General features: G+C 45.9%; 17 protein-coding genes. 11 read left to right on the top strand and 6 right to left on the bottom strand.

Features of this window, described 5'->3' with window-relative positions; translation table 11 throughout:
- Positions 1 to 372: 372 nt before the first annotated feature.
- The 6 genes from BUA34_RS11875 (at position 373) to BUA34_RS11850 (ending at position 7,378) form a co-directional block, all read left to right on the top strand.
- Complete coding sequence (locus BUA34_RS11875; protein WP_072829881.1) at positions 373 to 1,305, top strand: T9SS type A sorting domain-containing protein; 933 nt, start codon at positions 373 to 375, stop codon at positions 1,303 to 1,305.
- Positions 1,306 to 1,535: 230 nt separating this feature from the next.
- Positions 1,536 to 2,489, top strand: a complete 954-nt coding sequence (locus BUA34_RS11870) for a T9SS type A sorting domain-containing protein (RefSeq protein WP_072829879.1) — start codon at positions 1,536 to 1,538, stop codon at positions 2,487 to 2,489.
- Between the two features lie 104 nt (positions 2,490 to 2,593).
- Entirely contained in the window at positions 2,594 to 3,562 is a 969-nt protein-coding gene (locus tag BUA34_RS11865) for a T9SS type A sorting domain-containing protein (protein WP_072829877.1), read from the top strand.
- Between the two features lie 188 nt (positions 3,563 to 3,750).
- Entirely contained in the window at positions 3,751 to 5,190 is a 1,440-nt protein-coding gene (locus BUA34_RS11860) for a glycosyl hydrolase family 8 (RefSeq protein ID WP_072829875.1), read from the top strand.
- A gap of 91 nt (positions 5,191 to 5,281) precedes the next feature.
- A complete protein-coding gene (locus tag BUA34_RS11855; protein ID WP_072829873.1) occupies positions 5,282 to 6,250 on the top strand; it encodes a DUF4381 domain-containing protein in 969 nt (322 codons plus the stop codon).
- 63 nt (positions 6,251 to 6,313) lie between these two features.
- Positions 6,314 to 7,378 (top strand): acyltransferase family protein, encoded by a 1,065-nt coding sequence (locus tag BUA34_RS11850; RefSeq protein WP_072829871.1) that lies wholly within the window; start codon positions 6,314 to 6,316, stop codon positions 7,376 to 7,378.
- Here BUA34_RS11850 and BUA34_RS11845 read toward each other — a convergent pair.
- Positions 7,370 to 8,215, bottom strand: coding sequence for a hypothetical protein (locus BUA34_RS11845; RefSeq protein ID WP_072829869.1), 846 nt, complete (start codon positions 8,213 to 8,215; stop codon positions 7,370 to 7,372). The genes BUA34_RS11850 and BUA34_RS11845 overlap by 9 nt on opposite strands.
- Before the next feature lie 152 nt (positions 8,216 to 8,367).
- On the opposite strand from BUA34_RS11845, the gene BUA34_RS11840 reads away from it, so the two are divergent.
- From BUA34_RS11840 to BUA34_RS11830, 3 genes are all read left to right on the top strand, one after another.
- Positions 8,368 to 8,688 (top strand): TfoX/Sxy family protein, encoded by a 321-nt coding sequence (locus BUA34_RS11840; RefSeq protein ID WP_072829867.1) that lies wholly within the window; start codon positions 8,368 to 8,370, stop codon positions 8,686 to 8,688.
- Between the two features lie 238 nt (positions 8,689 to 8,926).
- The gene (gene dinD / locus BUA34_RS11835) at positions 8,927 to 9,763 is read left to right on the top strand and encodes a DNA damage-inducible protein D (protein WP_072829865.1); all 837 of its coding nucleotides are present in this window, start codon (positions 8,927 to 8,929) and stop codon (positions 9,761 to 9,763) included.
- 270 nt (positions 9,764 to 10,033) lie between these two features.
- Positions 10,034 to 10,879, top strand: coding sequence for a hypothetical protein (locus BUA34_RS11830; protein ID WP_139255938.1), 846 nt, complete (start codon positions 10,034 to 10,036; stop codon positions 10,877 to 10,879).
- On the opposite strand, the gene BUA34_RS11825 is transcribed toward BUA34_RS11830, so the two are convergent.
- A complete protein-coding gene (locus BUA34_RS11825; RefSeq protein ID WP_072829861.1) occupies positions 10,880 to 11,605 on the bottom strand; it encodes a hypothetical protein in 726 nt (241 codons plus the stop codon).
- Between the two features lie 154 nt (positions 11,606 to 11,759).
- Between BUA34_RS11825 and BUA34_RS11820 the strand changes: the two genes are divergently transcribed.
- A complete protein-coding gene (locus tag BUA34_RS11820; protein ID WP_072829859.1) occupies positions 11,760 to 12,743 on the top strand; it encodes an AAA family ATPase in 984 nt (327 codons plus the stop codon).
- Between the two features lie 244 nt (positions 12,744 to 12,987).
- On the opposite strand, the gene BUA34_RS15785 is transcribed toward BUA34_RS11820, so the two are convergent.
- Both BUA34_RS15785 and BUA34_RS11810 read right to left on the bottom strand, forming a co-directional pair.
- Positions 12,988 to 13,386, bottom strand: a complete 399-nt coding sequence (locus BUA34_RS15785) for a hypothetical protein (protein WP_139255937.1) — start codon at positions 13,384 to 13,386, stop codon at positions 12,988 to 12,990.
- 3 nt (positions 13,387 to 13,389) lie between these two features.
- Positions 13,390 to 13,791, bottom strand: coding sequence for an RDD family protein (locus BUA34_RS11810; RefSeq protein ID WP_072829855.1), 402 nt, complete (start codon positions 13,789 to 13,791; stop codon positions 13,390 to 13,392).
- Positions 13,792 to 13,915: 124 nt separating this feature from the next.
- On the opposite strand from BUA34_RS11810, the gene BUA34_RS11805 reads away from it, so the two are divergent.
- A complete protein-coding gene (locus tag BUA34_RS11805) occupies positions 13,916 to 16,585 on the top strand; it encodes a TIGR02171 family lipoprotein (RefSeq protein ID WP_254794455.1) in 2,670 nt (889 codons plus the stop codon).
- A 9-nt stretch (positions 16,586 to 16,594) separates the two neighbouring features.
- On the opposite strand, the gene BUA34_RS11800 is transcribed toward BUA34_RS11805, so the two are convergent.
- On the bottom strand, positions 16,595 to 16,984 hold the full coding sequence (locus BUA34_RS11800; RefSeq protein WP_072829853.1) for a hypothetical protein: 390 nt from the start codon (positions 16,982 to 16,984) through the stop codon (positions 16,595 to 16,597).
- A gap of 146 nt (positions 16,985 to 17,130) precedes the next feature.
- Positions 17,131 to 20,253 carry a histidine phosphatase family protein gene (locus BUA34_RS11795; protein ID WP_072829851.1) on the bottom strand — a complete coding sequence of 1,041 codons (3,123 nt, stop codon included), beginning with the start codon at positions 20,251 to 20,253 and terminating at the stop codon, positions 17,131 to 17,133.
- Between the last annotated feature and the right edge of the window lie 164 nt (positions 20,254 to 20,417).

Below are 20,417 nucleotides of genomic sequence, written 5' to 3'. Positions count from 1 at the left end.
TTAGGCTAATTTTTTGTTTACTATTGTAACACGTTGCTCGTTGAGCTTTTGTGTTTGGGTTTTACACCGTCACCCTGTTTGGTATTACTATATAATGTAGCTTTCTGCGGGCTAGAATGAAATACCCGTTATCGTAATAAAAAAGTTGCGTTCCATTTATGTGATAAAATACACAAAAGTAATTTGTAAGGAAATTTGTATGTACTTTGGCCGCTCGCGATGTGCTATATTACTAGAGAAAGGGCGGTTTGTATCTTCTAATGTAAATTTTTTTTTCAAATGGCTGTAAGTATGGCATTTTTGAAGAAAAAAAAATATATTGTTGTCCAAATCACCCAATTTGGGTAAAACAGTTAAAAAAGAGAGAGAATTATGAATAAGAAACTTACACTTGCATCGGCACTTCTCGCTGCCTCTGCTGTATTTGCTTTTGACACCTGGCTGGGCGATGCTCCGCAGGTCGAAACTGGTATTGGTAACGATACTAACACCTACGGTTACTGGTTCAGCTACGGCGACGACGGTGACGGTGGTGAATCCAAGGTTATTTGGCCGGTCGAACTCGGTAACGAATACTCTGCTACCGCTATGGACCCGGTTGTTGAACACTGCGGTGGTATCTGCGGTACTGCAGCTCTTGCCAAGGGTTCCTTGACCTATAACCCGTTCGTTGGTATCGGCTTCAACGTCGTTGGTGAAGGTGCTTCTGGTGATCCGGTGCCGGGTGACGCTTCTGCTTGGGGTGGCCTCTGCATTACTTATACTTCTGCTGCTGCTCCGTCTCTCGAACTCGGTCTCGGCGACGTTGACGCAACGATCGGTTACGCTAACCCGGCTGCTTCTCTTGCTAAGGCTGCTTCTGCCGCTGCAACGAAGTCCATTCCGTGGTCTGGCTTTACTCAGCCGTCTTGGTACAAGGGTACCACAAAGATGAGCGGTACTGACGCTGCTGCACAGCTCGTTGCTGTTAAGTTCAAGATCCAGGCTGCTGCTGGTAACTATGACTTCAACATCTGCGCTATCGGTCCGTACACTGGTGGCACCTGCCCGTCCGTCTGCGGTCAGACAAATGTTAAGGCTGTCCGTGCTTCTTCCTCTGTTAAGGCAAACCTCACTGGCCGTACCCTCAGCTTCTCTGGCGTTAAGTCCAACGCTACTGCAGAAGTCATGAACCTCCAGGGTCAGGTTGTTGCTAAGGGTGACGCTTCTAGCGCAATGAACCTCGCTGCTCTCGATGCAGGCGTCTACATGGTTCGCGTTGCTGGCAAGTCCGTCAACTTCTCCAACAAGATCGTGTTGAAGTAATTTCGGATTCCAAAGAATCTTTAGAGAAGGGTCGCGCAAGCGGCCCTTTTCTGTATTCTAAGCGTTGTCATTCTGGAGGCACGAAGTGCCGATAGAAACCATTATTTCTTGTTATACAATTGCGATAGGATCCATACAGTTTCGAATACGCTTGTATATTTTTAGTTCTTTTGCTTTGATAAAATGTTATATTGATTTGTGAGTGTTTGTTCTAAATAAGGAGGATTGCTATGAACAAGAAAATCATAATTGCATCGGCACTTCTTGCTGCCTCTGCTGTATTTGCTTTTGACACCTGGCTGGGCGATGCTCCGCAGGTCGAAACAGGTATCGGTAACGAATCCAACACCTACGGTTACTGGTTCAGCTACGGCGACGATGGTGACGGTGGTGAATCCAAGGTTATTTGGCCGGTCGAACTCGGTAACGAATACTCTGCTACCGCTATGGACCCGGTTGTTGAACACTGCGGTGGTATCTGCGGTACTGCAGCTCTTGCCAAGGGTTCCTTGACCTATAACCCGTTCGTTGGTATCGGCTTCAACGTCGTTGGCGAAGGCGCTTCTGGTGATCCGGTGCCGGGTGACGCTTCTGCTTGGGGTGGCCTCTGCATTACTTATACTTCTGCTGCTGCTCCGTCTCTCGAACTCGGTCTCGGCGACGTTGACGCAACGATCGGTTACGCTAACCCGGCTGCTTCTCTTGCTAAGGCTGCTTCTGCCGCTGCAACGAAGTCCATTCCGTGGTCTGGCTTTACTCAGCCGTCTTGGTACAAGGGTACCACAAAGATGAGCGGTACTGACGCTGCTGCACAGCTCGTTTCAGTCAAGTTCAAGATCCAGGCTGCTGCGGGTAACTATGACTTCAACATCTGCGCTATTGGTCCGTACACGGGTGGCATCTGCCCGGCAAGTTGTGGTTGTTGCGGTCCTGTGCCTCATGCAATTAAACCGGTTCGCGAAGCTTCCAATGCCAAGGCGACCCTTTTAGGGCGTAATCTCGGCATTACGGGTGTAAATACTGCTGCTACGGTCGAAATCAAGAACATCCAAGGCCAAGTTGTAGCCAAGGGCTCGATTGACAAGGTCTCCACGCTAGACCTATCTTCTCTCGATGCTGGCGTTTACATGGTCCATGTGACCGGTAAGTCCGTCAACATGGTAGACAAAATCGTGCTGAAGTAATTTCGAATCTGTCAAATTTTAGAGGGCTCGCACAAGCGGCCCTTTTTTTTGTCAAAAAATTATATATTAATTCATTAGTGTTTGTTTGAAATAGGAGGATTGTCATGAACAAGAAAATGCTAGCGGCTTCGGCGTTGTTCGCTGTTTCTGCCGCAGTTGCAGGTGAGTTCGAAACTTGGTACGGTGGATACGGGGAATCTCAGATTCAAACGGGTCTTGGTAATGGATCCGGTACTCATGGGTATTGGTACAGCTATAATGACAATGACGATGGTGGTAATTCGAAGGTTGTATGGCCGGTTGAATCTGACGAATTTAATTCCAATTCTGGGAGTGATCCTGTAATCGAGCACTGCGGTGGTATCTGTGGTTCGGCGGTTCTCGATAAAGGCATTTTGACCTATAATCCGTTCGTTGGAATCGGTTTCAACGTTGTTGGTGAAGACGCTTCTGGTAATCCGGTTCCAGGTGATGCTTCCGCTTGGGGTGGCCTCTGCATTACTTATACTTCTTCTGTTGCTCCGTCTCTCGAACTCGGTCTTGGCGAGTTTGACGCTACAATTGGTTACGCAAATCCGGCAACTCTTCTTTCGAAGGCGGCCTCAGCTTCTACATCCAAGGCTATTCCTTGGTCTGGCTTTACGCAGCCTTCCTGGTACAAGGGGACTACGAAAATTTCAGGTGAGGAGGCTGCAAAACAGCTTGTTTCGGTGAAATTTAAGATGCAGGCTCAGCCGGGGACGTATGACTTTAACATCTGCGCTATTGGCCCGTACGATGGATCTTGCCCGCAAAGCTGTGGCTGTTGCGGTCCTAGTCTACCTTATGATGCGATTAATTCAGTTCGAGGACCATCCAATGCCAAGGCAACCCTCTTGGGGCGTAATCTCGGCATTTCCGGCGTAAATTCAGCCGCTACGGTCGAGGTCAAGAACATCCAGGGGCAAGTGGTTGCCAAGGGGGCCATTGACAAAGGCTCTACGCTAGACCTTTCTTCTCTCGATGTTGGCGTGTACATGGTCCAAGTGACCGGCAAATCCGTCAATTTTGTGGACAAGATTGTGCTGAAGTAATTTCAGATTCCAAAAAATCTTTTGGCAAGGGTCGCGCAAGCGGCCTTTTTCTGCATGTTGAAGCTCGTGTTTGTGCTCACAAGTAAACTTGATTTTTGCTTGCGGCCTTTCCTTAAATGCTATATTTATATATATTACTTTGGCGTTTACCAGCCCCGCTATTTGGGGATATTTATTGAGAGGCTTTTATGGTTTGCAAAAAAATCCTGTTGCCTGTTTTGATTGGCTCAGCATTTTTCTTTGGCGCCTGCGGTGATGATGCCGCTCCGAGCGCTCCTAATCCGACCCCGAGTTCTACAGTTGTTCCGCTTCCGGGTTTGTCTAGCAGTTCCTTTGCCCCGATCCCGATGAGTTCTACTCCGGTACCGACTAGTTCTGCTCCGGTTCCGGCAAGCTCTGCTACGCCGGCTCCGATTGGAACTTATGCTCCGCTTGCAACTACGGCTAACCCGGCTTTTGCTGTTAACCATTATGCGTTGTGGAAGAGTTTCCACTTCACGACCGAAGAACAGGAAATGATCACGTACCCGACCCTTGCAACGGAATTTAACGTTGTGTTCCCGGCTGTATATATGCCGGCAGGCCGTGTCGTTTGGTCTAGCCAGACGGGTTATTACAAGAGCTACTGCTCTGATAACACCACTACGGTCCCGAACATGAAGACCCGTGCTTGCACGGTGTCGGAAGGTATCGGTTACGGTATGCTTTTGGCTTACTTCAATGGTGATGATGACACGTTCCTCCGCTTGTGGAATTACAGCAGAGCTTTTAGGGAATATTCCAACAGAAAGCTTATGCCGTGGATCACCCAGTCGTTCCACTGGACCGAAGTCGATAACTCCAGTGCTACTGACGCCGATGAAGATATCGCGACGGCTTTGATCCTTATGTATTTCAAGTCGGGTAACGCCTTGTACTTGCAAGACGCTATGAGCTTGATCAATGCCATTTGGGATGCCGAAGTGAACCCGGCTAACTTGCTCATCTACTCTGGTGACGAAGATATGTGGAAGGGCACAAATCCGGTTTACAACCTGAGTTACTTCTCTCCGGTGGCACTCCGTCTCTTTGCGATCGTGGACGTTGCTCATAACTGGACTGGCGTCTTGAATGCAATGTATGCTTACATGCAGCAGGTCCAGAACGCTGGTACGGGCGTGTTCCCGGACTGGAGCGATGGTGCTGGCAATGCAATCAAGCCTGCTAACGGTTCTGCAAACACGACTTACTGGCAGTTCAACAAGGAATCTGTACGTATCCCGTGGCGTATCGCTTGGGACTACTATTGGTACCAGGATGCTCGCGCTCTCGCAGTACTTTCCACTTTGAACTCCTTCATTTCGAAGAAGGCTAGCGGTGACCCGAATAACATGGCTCTTGCCGTCAACTACTCTTGGAATTTGGCTGTCGGTGCTGACTACACGAGCAATACGGTTGTTCCGTCGCAGTGGTACGGTGCTTGGTGCGCTACGGGCATTGCTGGCAATGCAACATGGCTCTCTACCTGCACGACGGGCTTGAACGCAAAGGTGCCTTCGCTTACGACGCAGAGCTACTTCTCGGATATCTTGCTCACGATGTATTCTGCCTTGCTGAACGGTTTGTTCGTTCGCCCGGCTGGAGTCTAGTCTAAATCTAGCTTAAATCTTTCTTTATCTGTCGCCCCGCATGTTGATGCGGGGTCGACTTTTTTTAGATGGAATTTGTATATTCTTTAATATGAAAAAGAACGCAAATACTAAGGCCGCGAAGCCTGTCAAGGCTAAAAAAGCTAAGGCTGAAGATCAAGAAAAAAATGCTGATTCGTTGCTTGTCGCAACACAAAAAGATTCGACGAATGTCCTTGCGGTAGAACCGGATAGTTCAAATGCTGGTAGTACTGCGAACGAACTCCAGCTTCCGACTCCGGAGCAGTTGGGGATTACTATTTCGACTGGATTTTCGGACGCTCCGCTTAAGGTGACTGTGGGCGATACGATTGATTTCCCGGTGACCGTCTCTTGGAGTGTTCAAGGTAGTGCCATTTTGGTGGTGCCGACGAGTTCTGCAAATGCGAAGGGCATTATGCAGTTGGGCGTTTCGCAGGAATCGAGCCGTACTGTTAAGGACGGCAAGGAACTGGCTCAGATTACGTTCAACTACAAGATTGTAGTGCAGGATACGGGTAACTTGAATATCCCGGCAATGCGTTTTGAAATCCCGACACCGATGGGACAGTCGCTAGACTTGCGTAGCGATTCTGTGCCGGTGCGTGCTGAAGCCCCTGTTAGTATGCTTCCGATCGCAGTGGGTGTTGTTGTCGCTTTGTGCCTGGTTTTTGCGGGTATTTGGCGCATGCGTCGCAGGGCGAAGGCGAAAAAGGTTCTTGAAAAATGGAGAGATTCTTTATCGGCAATTCGTGAACGCATGATTGTCTTGAAGCAACGTGTGATGGTGGCCGATAGTCGCGAATGGCTCTTGGAACTCGAAGGAATTTGCAAGGAATATGCAGCGCTCCGCTTTGGGGTCAAGGATGCTTCTACGATAAATCTCGACAACCTTGTGAAAACGGGTTCGCTCGAAGGCTGGGAACACCTTGTCGAAGAATTTGCCCATGCCCGCTATGGCGGCGGCATCCGTGACAGCTTCGAGAACAAGGAAACTTGGAAACTTGCCATGACCCTTATGGATCTGGAAGAAGAAGAGTAGAGCTTAGGAATGTGTCACCCTGAGCGGAGAGGCGAAGCCTCGAAGTCGAATGGGTCTAAATGTATGATTATTGATAAGGAAAAGGCGAAACATCGTGCAGCGGGGCTCGACTTATTTCGGGTGGTAGCTGCCATTATGGTGCTGCTGTTCCATTGCAATATTCACCATGAAAGCAGTTTTGGACCGCTGACGGGATTCGTCTCGATGAGTGCGATTTTCATGACCGGATTCTTTATGCTTTCCGGATTCGTCTTGTTCCGCACTTACCGAGAACGTGAACTTTTTCAGAAGGATGCACTCAAGAATTTTTACCTGAAACGCATTTTCGGGATTTTTCCTTTGTACTTGTTTGTAGCGGTGTTGTATGTCGTGACCTTGGGGCAAGAATCGATGTTCCAGAATCTAGTGCTGTTGCCGATTGAGCTGCTTGGATTGCAGAGCGTATTTTCGACGCTGTTTCCGGTGAGCCATAATGGTGGTACTTGGTTTATTTCTTGCCTGCTGTTTGCGTACTTGGCGTTTCCGCTGATGCAAGAGGTTGTAAAGCAGTGGGGGACTCGTGCGAAGATTGTTGCCATTGGCCTGAGCTTGTTTATTTTGTTCTGGTCTCCGTTGGTGGTGCATACATTTTCGACAGATTCCATTTATTCCAATCCGTTTTTCCGCGGGCTGGAATTTTTCATCGGCGTGGTTTTAGCGTCGCTTTCCGTGAATGTAAAGTGGTTCGCTACTTGGAAAGCGTTTGTCGTGGAGGCTGTTCTTTTAGTTGCAGGTGTTTCGATTGCGGTGCGGCTCAATCTTTTCGTGGGTAATTACATGCTTTACGATTGGATTGCGGTGCCGCTGTTTGGCTGTATGGCGTTGACGCTTGCGGGGCTCAAGTCACCGCATTTGCAGAACTCATCGGTGTTGCGGTATGCGAGTGCGGCGAGCTATGCGTTTTTCTTGGCGCAAACATTCAATACTGATATCGAAAATTGGCTGTTCGCAGCATGCGGAATCCAGAACAATGTATTACAAATTACGGTGTCGATTGCACTTTGTTCGCTTATCGCTGTTGCATTGCATGAGTTTGTCGAAAAGCCTTGTGCAAGGATGCTGAAAAAGAAATTGTCAAAGCTATCGTAGGGCTGTTTCAAGGATTAGGGCGAGTGCAACTAGCGTAAGCCCGTGCCTGGGACGGAGCTTTTTACTGATAGGATAAAATGCGTTTGCGATAAATATTATCGAGAAAAAGAGAATCCCTGTAGCAAGCATGTATGCGGGCGTTCCTGAGCAACTATGGGAAATCCCGTTGTATGTTCCCGAGATGAATGTGGTAGCGGCATCCACAGCGAGAAATGATGCGACACCAAGTGCAAATTTAAGATGGTTTTGCCAGTAGTCTCGTATTTTGTTGTCTTTTGTTAAGAAACTGAAAAAAAGGATTGCGCCTATAGGGATATATTTGAGATATGGCAGAATGGTTATTAATTTTAAATCGTGAAAGCCTGCGGTTCGGTTTGCGCTCATCGAACATCCAACTAGAGCAAAAAGGGCCATGCCAAAACCGAGTGCCATGCAGAATAGGTATGATAAAAAACCATCTGGATCGGGCATCGGTTGCGTGTTATTGCATTTGTCTATTTCTTCTTGCGTGATTTCGTAATTCGATGAGTCCTCGTTTTCGGTGTCTGCTTGTTCAGAACTTGGAACTGAAATTTGGATATCGTTTAAGTCTGGATTTGATTCGATAGGTTGCTTTGGAAATGTCTCGAACTGCGCGAAATTATGTTCGGTGTTTGTTTCGTCTATTTCGTCTTCTTCGCCTTCGATTTCTGCGATACGCGCTTTGACGATGTTTTGACGTTCTGGGGAATCGTCTTTCCTGATGATATCTAAAACTTCATAAAGTTCGTCAAGCGGCAGCTTGCGAATTTGTTCTTTATAGTCCTTGAAATATTCTTCAGTGAATTTTGTTATCATGCGGCATATAATATACAACAAATTGTGCTAGTAGAAAATTTAATGAGTGAAATAATGTATTTTGTAGTGAATGGTTTTGAAAATATAGGCCTCAGAAATCATCGAATGTGGTAATGTAGGCTTTATGATTCTGATGTTATTTGGGAGATAAAATGCCGAGTTCTGAAAAGTTCCGTGATTACGTCTTGGCGCAGTTCAAAGGTGAACTACGTGTGACGACCCGCAAGATGATGGGCGAGTACATCCTTTACGCTGATGGAAAAATATTTGGCGGAATTTACGATGACCGCTTGCTTGTGAAGCCTGTGGCTGCTGCAAAAGCGATGCTCCCGGATGCAAAATTGCAATTGCCGTACGATGGCGCAAAGCCGATGTTGCGTGTCACCACAGAACAAATTGCAGACAACGGCTTGCTTGTGCGCTTGCTTGACGCCATGCTCCCGGAACTACCCGCTGCGAAGAAGAAAAAGTAAGACCATTTTCCCGGCGTGGGGAAAATGGTCTGTTTGAGAAACATATTGGGTTATGTAAAATTTTTGTGTACCCCTTGCCAACTTTTTGATATATAGATACATTAATGACTGCGCATCTCGCTATACAAAGGCGAGGTGCGTTTTTGCTTTAATCATAATTTGATTTTGCAGGAACGCCTCTAATCATAAACTTGCCGCCAAAAGCGGCACCGCATAATGCGATTACATGGAGGCTATAATGAAGTCCGAAGAGATCAAGACTCTGTTCGAAAAGTTCGAAACTATTGCTTGCGAATACCAAGGAGTGGAATGTTGGAGTGCTCGTGACTTGAGTACGTTACTTGGATATACTAAATGGGAGCGTTTTAGTAATGCTATTGAAAAGGCGAAGGAAGCCTGTAAAAATGCAGGCGAAATTGTAGATGATCATTTTCCCGGCGCCGGGAAAATGATCCATCTTGCAAAGGGGGCGGTACGTGAAGTTGATGACTATATGCTTACTCGATATGCTTGTTACTTGATTGCACAGAACGGTGATTCTCGCAAGCCGGAAATTTCTTTTGCGCAGAATTATTTTGCCGTGCAGACTCGTGTGGCAGAAATTGTTGAAGACCGTATTCTTGAATTGGAGCGTGTGCAGGCGAGGGAAAAGCTTGCGCATACCGAAAAGGTCCTCTCGGGAGTATTGTTTGAACGAGGTGTAGATAGCAAGGGCTTTGCCGTTATCCGTTCCAAGGGCGATCAGGCGTTGTTCAATATTGATACGAATCTCTTAAAGCGTAAGTATAATGTTCCTACGAGTCGCCCGCTGGCGGATTTCTTGCCTACGGTAAGTATCAAGGCTAAGGATCTTGCTGCTGAAATGACTTCGGTTAAAACGCAGACGAAAAATCTTTTTGGTCAAAAGAAAATTGAGAAGGAACATGTGGATAATAATCGCGCTGTCCGCAAAATGCTTCTTGATCGTGGTATTGTTCCCGAAAATTTGCCTGCAAGTGAAGATGTTAAGAAGGTGGCGCGTCGTTTGAAAGCGACTGACGCGTCTCTTTTGAAATTTCAAAAAAAGAAAAAGTAATATCATTTTCCCGGTGTTGGAAAAATGATGTTTTTCAGATTGGGCAAGCACAGCTTGCCCAATTTGGTAAACGCCGTTTGCCAAATTCGTTTCTCCAGAGGGCGTTTTGTCATGCCCTTCTCAAATGTCATTCCGGGCTCCTTGTCACCCCGGACTTGTTCCGGGACAGAATCGCCTTCTTGTATGAATCGCCTGATGGGCGGTTGAAAATTGCCGATGGATTACGTTGAAACTTTTTGAATTAAAGCTATTTTATACGAGATGAATCGCTTGGCTTGTTTATTGGTTTTGATTGTGTCAGCAATGCTTGCTGGGTGCAGTTCTATAATGCGTCCGCCATCGGCTGCGGCGTTCATGAGTAGCTGCGAAAAAGATGCTGCTGTTGTAAATATGAGCCTTGCGTTGTATGGCGGCGATTTAGATAATAATGATGAGCATTACAATTACCACAAAGATATGAGCGAAAGCTATTCAGAGTGGGTACTTGATTTATCAGAAATTGTTTTTTGGAATAAAGAATTTTTTTCAATTGGTTTGGGCGCTCAATCAGTAACACCGTTTGCACAATTGGGATTTGTTTCTCCGTATTTTGGTCTTTCTGCATGGAGTTCTATTTATTCTCCTTTTAATATGGGTAACTATGTGAAGGATGATTTTTGGAAGGATGTTTCATTTGGTACAATGATGATTCAACAAATTCCTGTTGGAGCTAAAGCGAAGATTGGCTTAACGGAGCATTTTTCTAGAAATGGAGCTGAACGATATCTATCCGAATCAAAAGAGGGATTCATGGCGCTTTCTTTCCCTGAACCGCATCCGCTTTTTTATTATGAGGTAGGAGGTGGATTCTTTGCTTCGTATCAATTAGAAGGGGTCATGCTTGCTTTGGAATTTCGTTATGGTAGAGATTTAGATAATAAACGGAATCGGTTTGCTGTAACTTTGAGCGCTGTTGGTATGAAGGGTAAAAAAAGTGCGAATGAAAAAATGCAAGAAGAAGAGCGATTGAAAAATTTGGAAAAAGAAAAGGAAGAAGCAGAAGAAAGACGAAAGGCGAGAGAACTGCAGTCTTTGGAAGAGTACGAAGAATGGCAAAAAATGAATGTAGGTAATTGATTACCCGAAAATTTTCTCGATGATGAGATTGAGGATAACAGCAAAAGCGAGTAATGCTATTCCGTATTTAGGACGGAACTTTTTGCTTAGCGGGTAAAATGCGTTGATGATGTATGAAGTAGAAGAAATGAAGTAGCCTGTGGCGATGATATATGCAGGCAGCCCGGCTTGATAAAAGAATAATCCATTGTAATCTCCGCGGACAAATGTTTCAATGGAAAAGAAGAAAAAGTAAGAGGCTATGCTCAAGGCCATTTTAAAATGCCTGAGCCAATAACTGGGAATATCCTTGCCTTTTGGAGAATCTTTTTCTTCCCATAAATATGTTCTGAATATGGGAATGTATCTTGTAGACAAGAAAATGATTCCTATGGCGGGAATGTATTTAATGCTGGCTAAAAAGCGGCCGCTGAAGAAATCGCTTATATGAATATGGGGAATAAACTCAAGAAAAAGGATTAAGAAAGTTCCTGCGATAACGAGAAGAAATTGAAATAAGCCGCTTTTGTCGGACAATGGTTGTGGCGTATCGAGAATTTTTTGTTCGGCTCTAGCTTTTCTTCTTTCGCGTTTTTCGAGGATGGCAATGCGGGCTTTGATAATCTTTTTACGCTCGGATGCTTCGTCTTCTTCGGCTTTTAGCAGTTCTTGATATAGTTGGTCTAGAGGCTTTTCGCAAATTTCGGCCTCGTAAGCTTGGAGTTCTTCTTCGGTAAAAGTGGTCATAAGTCTGAATAAATGTAATATACAAAAGCTGAGTGTGAAAAAATCTGCTTTGGATGCACTATCGGGCCGAGGAGGTCGTTGCAATGAATAACGCATTTGTTTTTTTTCAAAGATTTTAGTATCTTAAAGAGCGAAAAAACTTAGAGGTTAAATAATGGATATTCAGGAACTTTCGGAAAAGATTAGACAGCAGAGTTCTTTTTGCATGAACTTGCTGCATGAAGTTGAAGATACGGTGATTGGCCAGAAGGCTATGGTCGAAAGCATTCTGACGGGCATTTTGGCAGATGGCCACGTGCTTTTGGAAGGTCTTCCGGGCCTTGCCAAGACAACTGCGGTGAAGGCTTTTGCAGATGCCGTGTCGCTCGACTTCAAGCGTATCCAGTTTACTCCTGATTTGCTGCCGGCAGACTTGCTCGGTACGACGATTTATAACGCCCGTGAAGCAAAGTTCGAAACGCGCAAGGGCCCGCTCTTTACGAACCTTGTGCTTGCTGATGAAATTAACCGTGCTCCGTCGAAGGTGCAGAGTGCTTTGCTCGAAGCTATGCAGGAACGCCACATCACGATTGGCGATGAAACGTTCAAGCTTGATGAACCGTTCTTGGTGCTTGCAACGCAGAACCCGATTGAACAGGAAGGTACGTATCCGCTGCCAGAAGCTCAGGTGGACCGTTTCCTCTTGAAGGTAAAGGTGAGCTACCCGAACAAGGCTGACGAAATGAAGATTCTCGATGCTGTTTCGGGTGCAGGACTCCGCCAGCCGAAGGCTGTTGCAACGAAGGAAGACATTTTGAAGGCTCGCGAGCTTGTGAAGCAGGTTTATGTGGACGAACGCGTGCGCGAATACATCGTGAACTTGGTCTTGGCAACGCGTGATCCGGATAGCATCAAGCGTAGTGACTTGGTGGGCTTTGTGGAAGTGGGCGCTTCTCCGCGTGCTTCTATCGGCCTTGCCCAGGCTTCGAAGGCTCATGCGTTTATCCAGGGCCGCGCTTACGTGACGCCGGAAGATGTGAAGGCTGTCGCGATGGAAGTGTTGCGCCACCGTGTGATTCTGAGCTACGAAGCTGAAGCAGAAGAAGTCACTGCCGAAACCGTCGTGCAGAAGATTTTGGATTCTGTGGAAGTGCCGTAAAGGCGAGCGTCGCGGACGTCGAGCTTGCTCGAAAGCCCATGACCGAGCCACCGGGCAGTGCGCTTGAAAAGCGCAACTGCTGTAAAGGCGAGAGCCGCGAGACTTTGTCATTCCCGCCTCCGAGCGGGCGGACAGCACTTGGAACTTTGTTCCATAGTGCGCATGGCCACTTTTAGGTGGGAATCTCCTTTTTTGACATTGAAAAAAAACAACGCCTTACGGGGCGTTGTTTTTTGCTATTGAACTATTCTTCGATGTCTTTGTAGGAGTGCTTGCCGAGGGAATTGCTTGGTGGATCCGCTTCTTTAGTCTTGGCTTTATTGCTTATGCTGTGTTTGATTCCTTCGACTTTGCAGATTTCTTCTTCGTAGGCTCTTTTGCCGCGTTCAAGTCCCTCTGTGGGGAGGTGGAACGCTTTGAAAATGGCGATGAGAGTGACGATGCCTGCGTGCCATGTATGGAGTAATATTGGCTTTAGTACGATTGAGTGATGAGTCCCGCATATTGGAGTTAGAAAAAGACTGCAAACTAGAATTGCTAAAAATGAGAGCGCGCAGATACCGATGGATAATGCGAGAATGACTTGCACCCACCAGGGCGAGGTGGCGAAAACTTGATAAAGTGTGCCGAAAAAATTTTCCATTGATTACTGTTGTTTGGATATGAGAACAACGGTGGTCTTTGCGATTCTATCACCAATTCTTTTCTTTGTAATTATGAATGCGAAAATTTCTATCCAGCTTAACAGCCAAGTGACGTTTCGGAGGATTCTTCTGCCGGTGGAAACGGGCGCCTGCGTTTCGATATCAACGACTTTCAATTTCATCACTTTTTTTCCGATGCTGCCGCCGCTTGGAACATCGCGGAATATGAGATACTGCATTGCGATTAATGATGCAAGTAAGGTCTTTGCCATTAGTTCCTTAGGTTCCATTTGCCCGTTCCTTTGAATCAGTGGTAGCATGACTAACAGGATGAAGGGTATGTTGCTTATTGCGGCTGCGATTAAAAAATCAATAAAGCAGGCGATAATTCTTTTTTGTTCCATAAGGACTCCTTTGTATGTGAATATACGAATTATTTCAATGAGTGTTGATGAAAATTATTCCGTTCATGGTAAATATTGCTCAAGAGTTTTTTATTTTATGTTCATGTGTTTTTGCGATTTAGCCATGAGAAGATTGTTTGCGTGTTTCCTTTTGTGCGTGGTTCTTGCGTCATGCTCGGATTCGCATGGGAATGGACGTGAAAATCCGGCTGTGGGTGTCGATTCGGAGTCGACTCCTGTAATCGTGCTGGATTCTCTTCGTGAAGGAATGATGAAAATTGTACCTAACGGGGCTTCTGTTTTGTTAGGCAAGAATCTTGTGCGCGTAAAGCTGGATTCCGCTTACTCGCTAGGAATTCATGAAGTGACATGCGCTGAATTCGATAAAATTGCCAAGGATGAGGACTGGTACTTTGCATTGGATTGTGCAAATGATAAGTTGCCTGTAACTAATGTGTCCTATTATGATGTTGTCCTTTTTGCAAATGCGTATAGCAGGTTGTTTGGATATGATTCGGTTTATGCGTACCATAGGCCCTTTTTTAATGCGAAAGGTCATTGCATTAATTTAGAAGGACTTGAAGTTCGTTCCGATGTAGAAGGTTTTCGTTTACCGACCGAAGCGGAATGGGTGATGGCCGCATCGCAGTCATGGAATCCTGAAAAGTATAGTTGGAATTCTACAAATTCGAATTTTGAACTCCATGAGCCGTGCATGTTCCCTGATTCGGTTGGCTTTTGTGATTTGGCGGGGAACGCTCTTGAACTGACAAATGATTGGTTTGGTTCGCTTGAAAAAGTCGTCAAGGGGGGTATGATGGTTCAGGCTCCTTCTGAAATGAATCTGAATACTCGTGGAGATGTTTATCCTGTAACTCCTTCGACGTTATCTGGGTATATAGGATTTCGTTTGGCGTTTGGAAAAATTCCTGAAGCCACTGGATTAGATGAGCAAAATGGTGTTGCAACAAATTACATGAAGATGATGGCTTTCTCGTCGGATGTTCGTGAGAAGGTGGGAACATACCATTCGAAACTTGCTTTTAGAAACAATGTGACAGGCAATTTGGTTTATATTGATTATGATGGCAGAAGTCCAGGTGCTATAGAAATTTTTGATACGGTTCAAGTATTTCATCCTGATATTTCGCCTGATGGAAGCAAGGTTGCTTTTTGCACGGGAATAGAAGGTGTTGATGGCCCCTCTTCGGTATATGTAAGAAACTTGGATGCAAATGGTGGTGGCCTTGTAAAGCTCGATGTTGAAAAGGCTGTGATTCCACGTTGGCATGTGAGTGAAGGTGGCGATACTTCGATTGTGTTTGTCGACAATGCATCCGATAATAGCGATGATGCGGAATTCTTGGCTCGCGGGACATGGATTGTTCCTTTTTCAAACGGGAAGTTTGGACAAGCGAAGAAACTGATGGATGGTGCGTACCACAGCGGTGTTTCGCAAAGTTTGAATCGAGCTGTATCGGGAGCGCGTAGGTTGCGCGTGCATGTGAATGGAAAAGATGATGTATGGTATAATGGTGAGCAGGCTTGCAATGCGTCACTTTCGAAGGATGGCTTGAATCAGACGCTGTTTTTGGATTTTGGCGGTTCTACAGGGAGGTCTTTTGCAAATGAAAAATACGGGGTGCATGAACGCTTGCTTGTTGCGGATAGCAATGGTAAAATGGTACAGGCAATTCCTGCGCCAAAAGGTTTTTCGTTTGATCATTCTGAATGGGTGAATCGCGATAATCTAGCTGTTGTATCGCTTGTTGATGTTCAAGGAGAACATGCAAAACTTGCGTTAGTGAATGTTCTTGATTCTAGCGTGACCGAGTTGGTCGAAGGCGAAGATTTGTGGCACCCTAATATGTGGGTGATGCCCAAGAATACGTTTGGAAATAAAGATCTTGATTTGGATAGTGCAGGCGTGTACTGGGACCCTATTTATCAAGGCGGTGAAAGAGCGGCAAGCTTGAAAATGCGCATGTTTTGGGACGAGCATGATTCTTTAGAAGTGATAGCCGTAGGAACATCCCGCACTGAAAGGGGATTTGACCCAACGCAGATATCAAAATCGGCTCTTAATTTTGGATACGTTGGTGGGAGTATTTGGGCATCACTCTATTTGATGGATAATTATTTTATTCCGCATGCTAAAAATTTAAAGTATTTGATTGTTGAAATATCGTATGATTTGATGCATAATTCTAAGGCTAGTAGAATGCAGAATGCGTTTGGACAGGCTCCGGGTTATTTTTATGACAGAAACCATAATTTTTGGAAAGAAGGTCTGCCTCAATCATTTGTTCGCTTTGTCGATGCCAATGTTGGCTATACAAGAGCCGATTCTTTGAATTATGTCTATATGAAGGGTTTGCTGGTGTTGGAACCCGGCTGTTGGAGTGACAATCCAGAGATTAAGAATGATTCTGCTATGCTCGCAAGTTGGCAGAAAAATTATGACAATAGTGTGGATAGCTTGACCGCCTTTATTGACAGCACGCAAAACAAAGGCTTTAAAATTATTGGGCTTGTTTATCCGCAGTCTCCTGGTTATGCAAATACGGGCAGTTTTGGGCGGCATGGAACAAAGCGGAGCCAGGCTTTAAAAACGGCGGCCTATTTTGATTCTTTAGCGCAAGTGTATCCGCATTTTATAATGGTGGACGAAAATAAATTTGGGATGCATGACTATACGGATGATATGGCAAATGATTGCGACCATCTGAGTTTTGTTGGTGCAAAACATTTGTCTACTCGTTTAGATTCGTTGATAAAAACGCTGGAAAAGTAGAGCGCCAAGTCACTCTTCGATGTCTTTGTAAGAATGTTTGCTAAGAGAGGGCTCTTTTTGAACGGGCTCTTTTAGCGCTGCCTTGCGCATAATGTGTTCTTTGATGTTTTCCAATCTTCTAATATCGTTTTCGTATTTATTCTTGCAGCGTTCAAGTTTTTTAGTCGGAATATGGAACGTTTTTAAAATACCAATGAGCAGAGTTATTCCTGCTTGCCATATATATAAAGTTGGCAATTGGGGTACACGTACTCCATACAATGGAATGAAAAATAAATCGCATAAAAAAACGGACAAAATCGAAAGGACGCAAAGTCCTATGGAAAATGCGAGTAAAATTTGAACCCACCAAGGGGAGGTTGCCAAAATGTCGCACAATGAATTGAAAAAGTTTTCCATTTTGTAACCTCCTTTCCCCTAAATATAAAACAAAGTATTACTTACAAAATAGTTATTTAATAATTACTTTACAAAGGGGTTTGTTGTCTTCCTTGAAATAAAAAAAAGCCCCCGTGAAGGGGGCTTGGAGAGAATTAGAAATCGTTTTACGGATTTTCGTATTTACGCAAGAACCCGTCGTCGAGAGCCTTGACCGGGATCTTAACAACATTGTTGTTTTCGTTCACGATAAGTACGAAACCTGCAAGGTAGTTAATCCAATAGTTGAAGTCAGGTGGCCAGTTGTCGTGCTTGTGGAAGCGGAGGTCATACTTCGAGTTTACTACGTCATCGTGGATTTGCTTGTTACTGATGGTAATGACAAACGGGACCGTGTATTGGTCATGTGAAATGGCCAAGGTGTACTTGTGCATTTGGTCGTAGGTGAAGTAGGTGTTGATGAAATCGTTAACTCTGTCAGCGATGGGGTAGAATGCATTTTCGCAGTTCTGACGGTTGCTGTTGTTATCGTATTCTTGATATGCAATTCTTGAGTAAGAGCTCCAGCCCCAGCTTGCGCTGCCTTTGCAGTTGCCGGCATTTCCGTTGGGTCTGATGTACCAGGATTCCTTCAAGTTCAAGTTGATTTCGCTAAGGCCGTCAATGCTATGTTTGTGCCAGTCGTTCAAGTTTGTAGAAACGTTTTGGCCTTTATTCACTGCGATGATTTGAGCGGTTTCTGCAGTGCGCTTGACGTTCGTGTACATGTAATAGAAGTCACCGAGGTTAAGTTTTTTCAGCTTTTCGCCGACTTGCTTTGCCTGCTGTCTGCCCACTTCGATGAGTCCGTCCTCGTCACCGTATTTATTGATGTCACGCTGGGCGTGGCGGAGAACGATAGCGACCTTTTCGTTAGAGAGGGTGCAACCGAGCACATCGTACAGGGAATTGAACACGTCTGTTTTAGCGCGGAGTGCTGTGCATGCTTCGCTGAGTTGTTCAACGCTTGAGCTAGAAGGAATCGGTTCGCTGCTGGAGCTAGATGCGATTTCGCTGCTAGAAGAAGCGATGCTGCTGGATGAAGGAAGGATGGTGTCCTTGCCGTTGCGGAGTTCACCGACCTTTGTATCGCCGCAGTAAACGTCGTAGCCGTTGATTTCAAGGTTTTCGACTACGGTGCAGGATTCGCCCGGATCGCCCTTTTCGCCTTTAACACCATTGTCGCCATCGTGGCCATCACTACCATTGCGGAGTTCACCAACCTTTACGCCGCCGCAGAGGATATCATAACCGTTGATTTCAAGGTTTTCAATGACAGTGCAGGATTCGCCTGGCAAGCCCTGTTCGCCCTTTTCACCCATATAGCCTTGTTCACCTTTATCACCCTTGTCGCCTTTATCTCCTTTTTCGCCTTGATCACCCTTTTCACCTTTATCGCCGGTGTCACCCTTGTCGCCTTTATCGCCCTTTTCACCTTGATCACCTTTTTCACCCTTTTCGCCGTCCTTACCGTCATTACCGTTACGGAGTTCGCCGGTCTTTACGCCGCCGCAGAGAATGTCGTAACCATTGATTTCAGCGTTTTCAACAACAGTGCAGGACTGGCCATCGGCACCAGCGTCACCTTTTTCGCCTTTAGCGCCATCTTCGCCATTATCGCCCTTTTCACCCTTTTCGCCGTTAGCACCATCTTTACCGTCTTTACCATTGAGGAGTTCGCCAACCTTTACGCCACCGCAGAGAATGTCGTAACCGTTGATTTCCTTATTAGCTGCGATTGTGCAGGACTCGCCATCGGTACCGTTCTTACCAGCTTTGCCAGTATCACCCTTGTCGCCCTTATCGCCTTTTTCGCCCTTTTCACCATTCAAACCGTTATGGAGTTCGCCGACCTTCTTGTCGCCGCACATAATATCATAACCATTGATTTCCTTATTTACTGTGATGGTGCAGGATTCGCCAGCATCACCCTTATCGCCTTTATCACCCTTGTCGCCTTTTTCGCCTTGAGCACCGGTATCGCCTTTATCACCCTTGTCACCCTTTTCACCTTTTTCGCCATCTTTACCGTTACGGAGTTCACCAACCTTCTTGTCGTTGCAGATAACATCGTAACCATTGATTTCTTCGTTCAGCGAAATTGTGCAAGAAACTCCATCGAGACCGTTTTCACCGTTGTCTCCCTTGTCGCCTTTATCACCCTTTTCACCTTTATCACCGGTATCACCCTTATCGCCGGTGTCACCCTTGTCACCTTTTTCGCCCTTTTCTCCATCCAGACCGTTATGAAGTTCGCCGACCTTCTTGTCGCCGCAGAGAACGTCATAACCATTGATATCCTTGTTAATCACTAAGGTGCAGGATTCGCCAGCATCACCCTTATCACCCTTGTCACCTTTTTCGCCCTTTTCACCGTCCAAACCGTTATGGAGTTCGCCGACTTTTTCGTCGCCGCACACAACGTCAAAACCATTGATTTCAGCGTTGACCTTCACGGAGCAGAAGTCACCCTTGTCACCCTTGTCGCCTTTTTCGCCTTGAGCGCCGGTATCACCCTTATCGCCCTTGTCACCCTTTTCGCCGTCTTTACCATCTTTACCGTTACGGAGCACGCCGACCTTCTTGTCGCCGCACATAACGTCGTAACCATCAATTTCAGTGTTTTCTACAACAGTGCAAGATTCGCCATCGGCTCCCTTGTCGCCTTTCTCGCCTTGAGCGCCGGTATCGCCCTTTTCACCTTGTTTGCCGGAGTCACCTTTGTCACCTTTATCGCCGGTGTCTCCCTTATCACCCTTGTCACCCTTATCGCCTTGGTCGCCTTTATCTCCTTTGTCTCCCTTGTCGCCTTTGTTTCCTTTATCGCCTTTATCACCCTTGTCGCCCTTTTCACCTTGAGCGCCATCTTCGCCGTCTTTACCATTTACACCGTCCTTGCCGTTTGCAAGGAAGCCGAGCTTTTCTTCACCGCAGAAAACGTCGTAACCGTTCTTTTCGGTATTCTTGGTCACGTAGCAGGATTCGCCATCCTTGCCAGAAAGACCATCCTTTCCGTTTTCGCCATCCTTGCCGTCTTTTCCGTCTTTACCGTTCAATACGACGCCTACGGAATCGCCTCCGCAGATGATCTTGACACCGCTATTGTCCTTGAGCGGTTCTGTGGTGCAGGCTACAGCCGAGGTCAGGTTTTCCTGGATCTCGTTTGCTGCTGCCTCGGTGGCTTCTTCAAAACAGCCGCTCAGCATCGCCAAGCAGAATGTTGATGATATTAGCAGAATTTTGGAATTCATGTAATGCTCCCTTTAGGGTTGTTGTTTTTATCTCGCGCCGCAAATTTAGAAAATAATCTTTTCTTTTTCTTACATTTGTTAGTTCGTTAGCATTGATTATTTGTCAAATTTGGGCTTTTTAGCGAAATTTAGGGCATTTTTCAATGTAAGATTTGACCTGTTTT

The organism is Fibrobacter sp. UWB12 (assembly GCF_900142485.1).
GTDB lineage: Bacteria > Fibrobacterota > Fibrobacteria > Fibrobacterales > Fibrobacteraceae > Fibrobacter.
This window is presented reverse-complemented; position numbering and strand designations above follow the sequence as displayed.

Bases quoted from the DNA above. Each gene is read 5' to 3' on its own strand.
- BUA34_RS11875 (WP_072829881.1), top strand. From the start codon at position 373: ATGAATAAGAAACTTACACTTGCATCGGCACTTCTCGCTGCCTCTGCT.
- BUA34_RS11865 (WP_072829877.1), top strand. From the start codon at position 2,594: ATGAACAAGAAAATGCTAGCGGCTTCGGCGTTGTTCGCTGTTTCTGCC.
- BUA34_RS11795 (WP_072829851.1), bottom strand. From the start codon at position 20,253: ATGAATTCCAAAATTCTGCTAATATCATCAACATTCTGCTTGGCGATG.
- BUA34_RS11850 (WP_072829871.1), top strand. From the start codon at position 6,314: ATGATTATTGATAAGGAAAAGGCGAAACATCGTGCAGCGGGGCTCGAC.
- BUA34_RS11805 (WP_254794455.1), top strand. From the start codon at position 13,916: ATGAGAAGATTGTTTGCGTGTTTCCTTTTGTGCGTGGTTCTTGCGTCA.
- BUA34_RS11845 (WP_072829869.1), bottom strand. From the start codon at position 8,215: ATGATAACAAAATTCACTGAAGAATATTTCAAGGACTATAAAGAACAA.
- BUA34_RS11855 (WP_072829873.1), top strand. From the start codon at position 5,282: ATGAAAAAGAACGCAAATACTAAGGCCGCGAAGCCTGTCAAGGCTAAA.
- BUA34_RS11825 (WP_072829861.1), bottom strand. From the start codon at position 11,605: ATGACCACTTTTACCGAAGAAGAACTCCAAGCTTACGAGGCCGAAATT.
- BUA34_RS15785 (WP_139255937.1), bottom strand. From the start codon at position 13,386: ATGGAAAATTTTTTCGGCACACTTTATCAAGTTTTCGCCACCTCGCCC.
- BUA34_RS11800 (WP_072829853.1), bottom strand. From the start codon at position 16,984: ATGGAAAACTTTTTCAATTCATTGTGCGACATTTTGGCAACCTCCCCT.
- BUA34_RS11870 (WP_072829879.1), top strand. From the start codon at position 1,536: ATGAACAAGAAAATCATAATTGCATCGGCACTTCTTGCTGCCTCTGCT.
- BUA34_RS11860 (WP_072829875.1), top strand. From the start codon at position 3,751: ATGGTTTGCAAAAAAATCCTGTTGCCTGTTTTGATTGGCTCAGCATTT.
- BUA34_RS11840 (WP_072829867.1), top strand. From the start codon at position 8,368: ATGCCGAGTTCTGAAAAGTTCCGTGATTACGTCTTGGCGCAGTTCAAA.
- BUA34_RS11810 (WP_072829855.1), bottom strand. From the start codon at position 13,791: ATGGAACAAAAAAGAATTATCGCCTGCTTTATTGATTTTTTAATCGCA.
- dinD (WP_072829865.1), top strand. From the start codon at position 8,927: ATGAAGTCCGAAGAGATCAAGACTCTGTTCGAAAAGTTCGAAACTATT.
- BUA34_RS11820 (WP_072829859.1), top strand. From the start codon at position 11,760: ATGGATATTCAGGAACTTTCGGAAAAGATTAGACAGCAGAGTTCTTTT.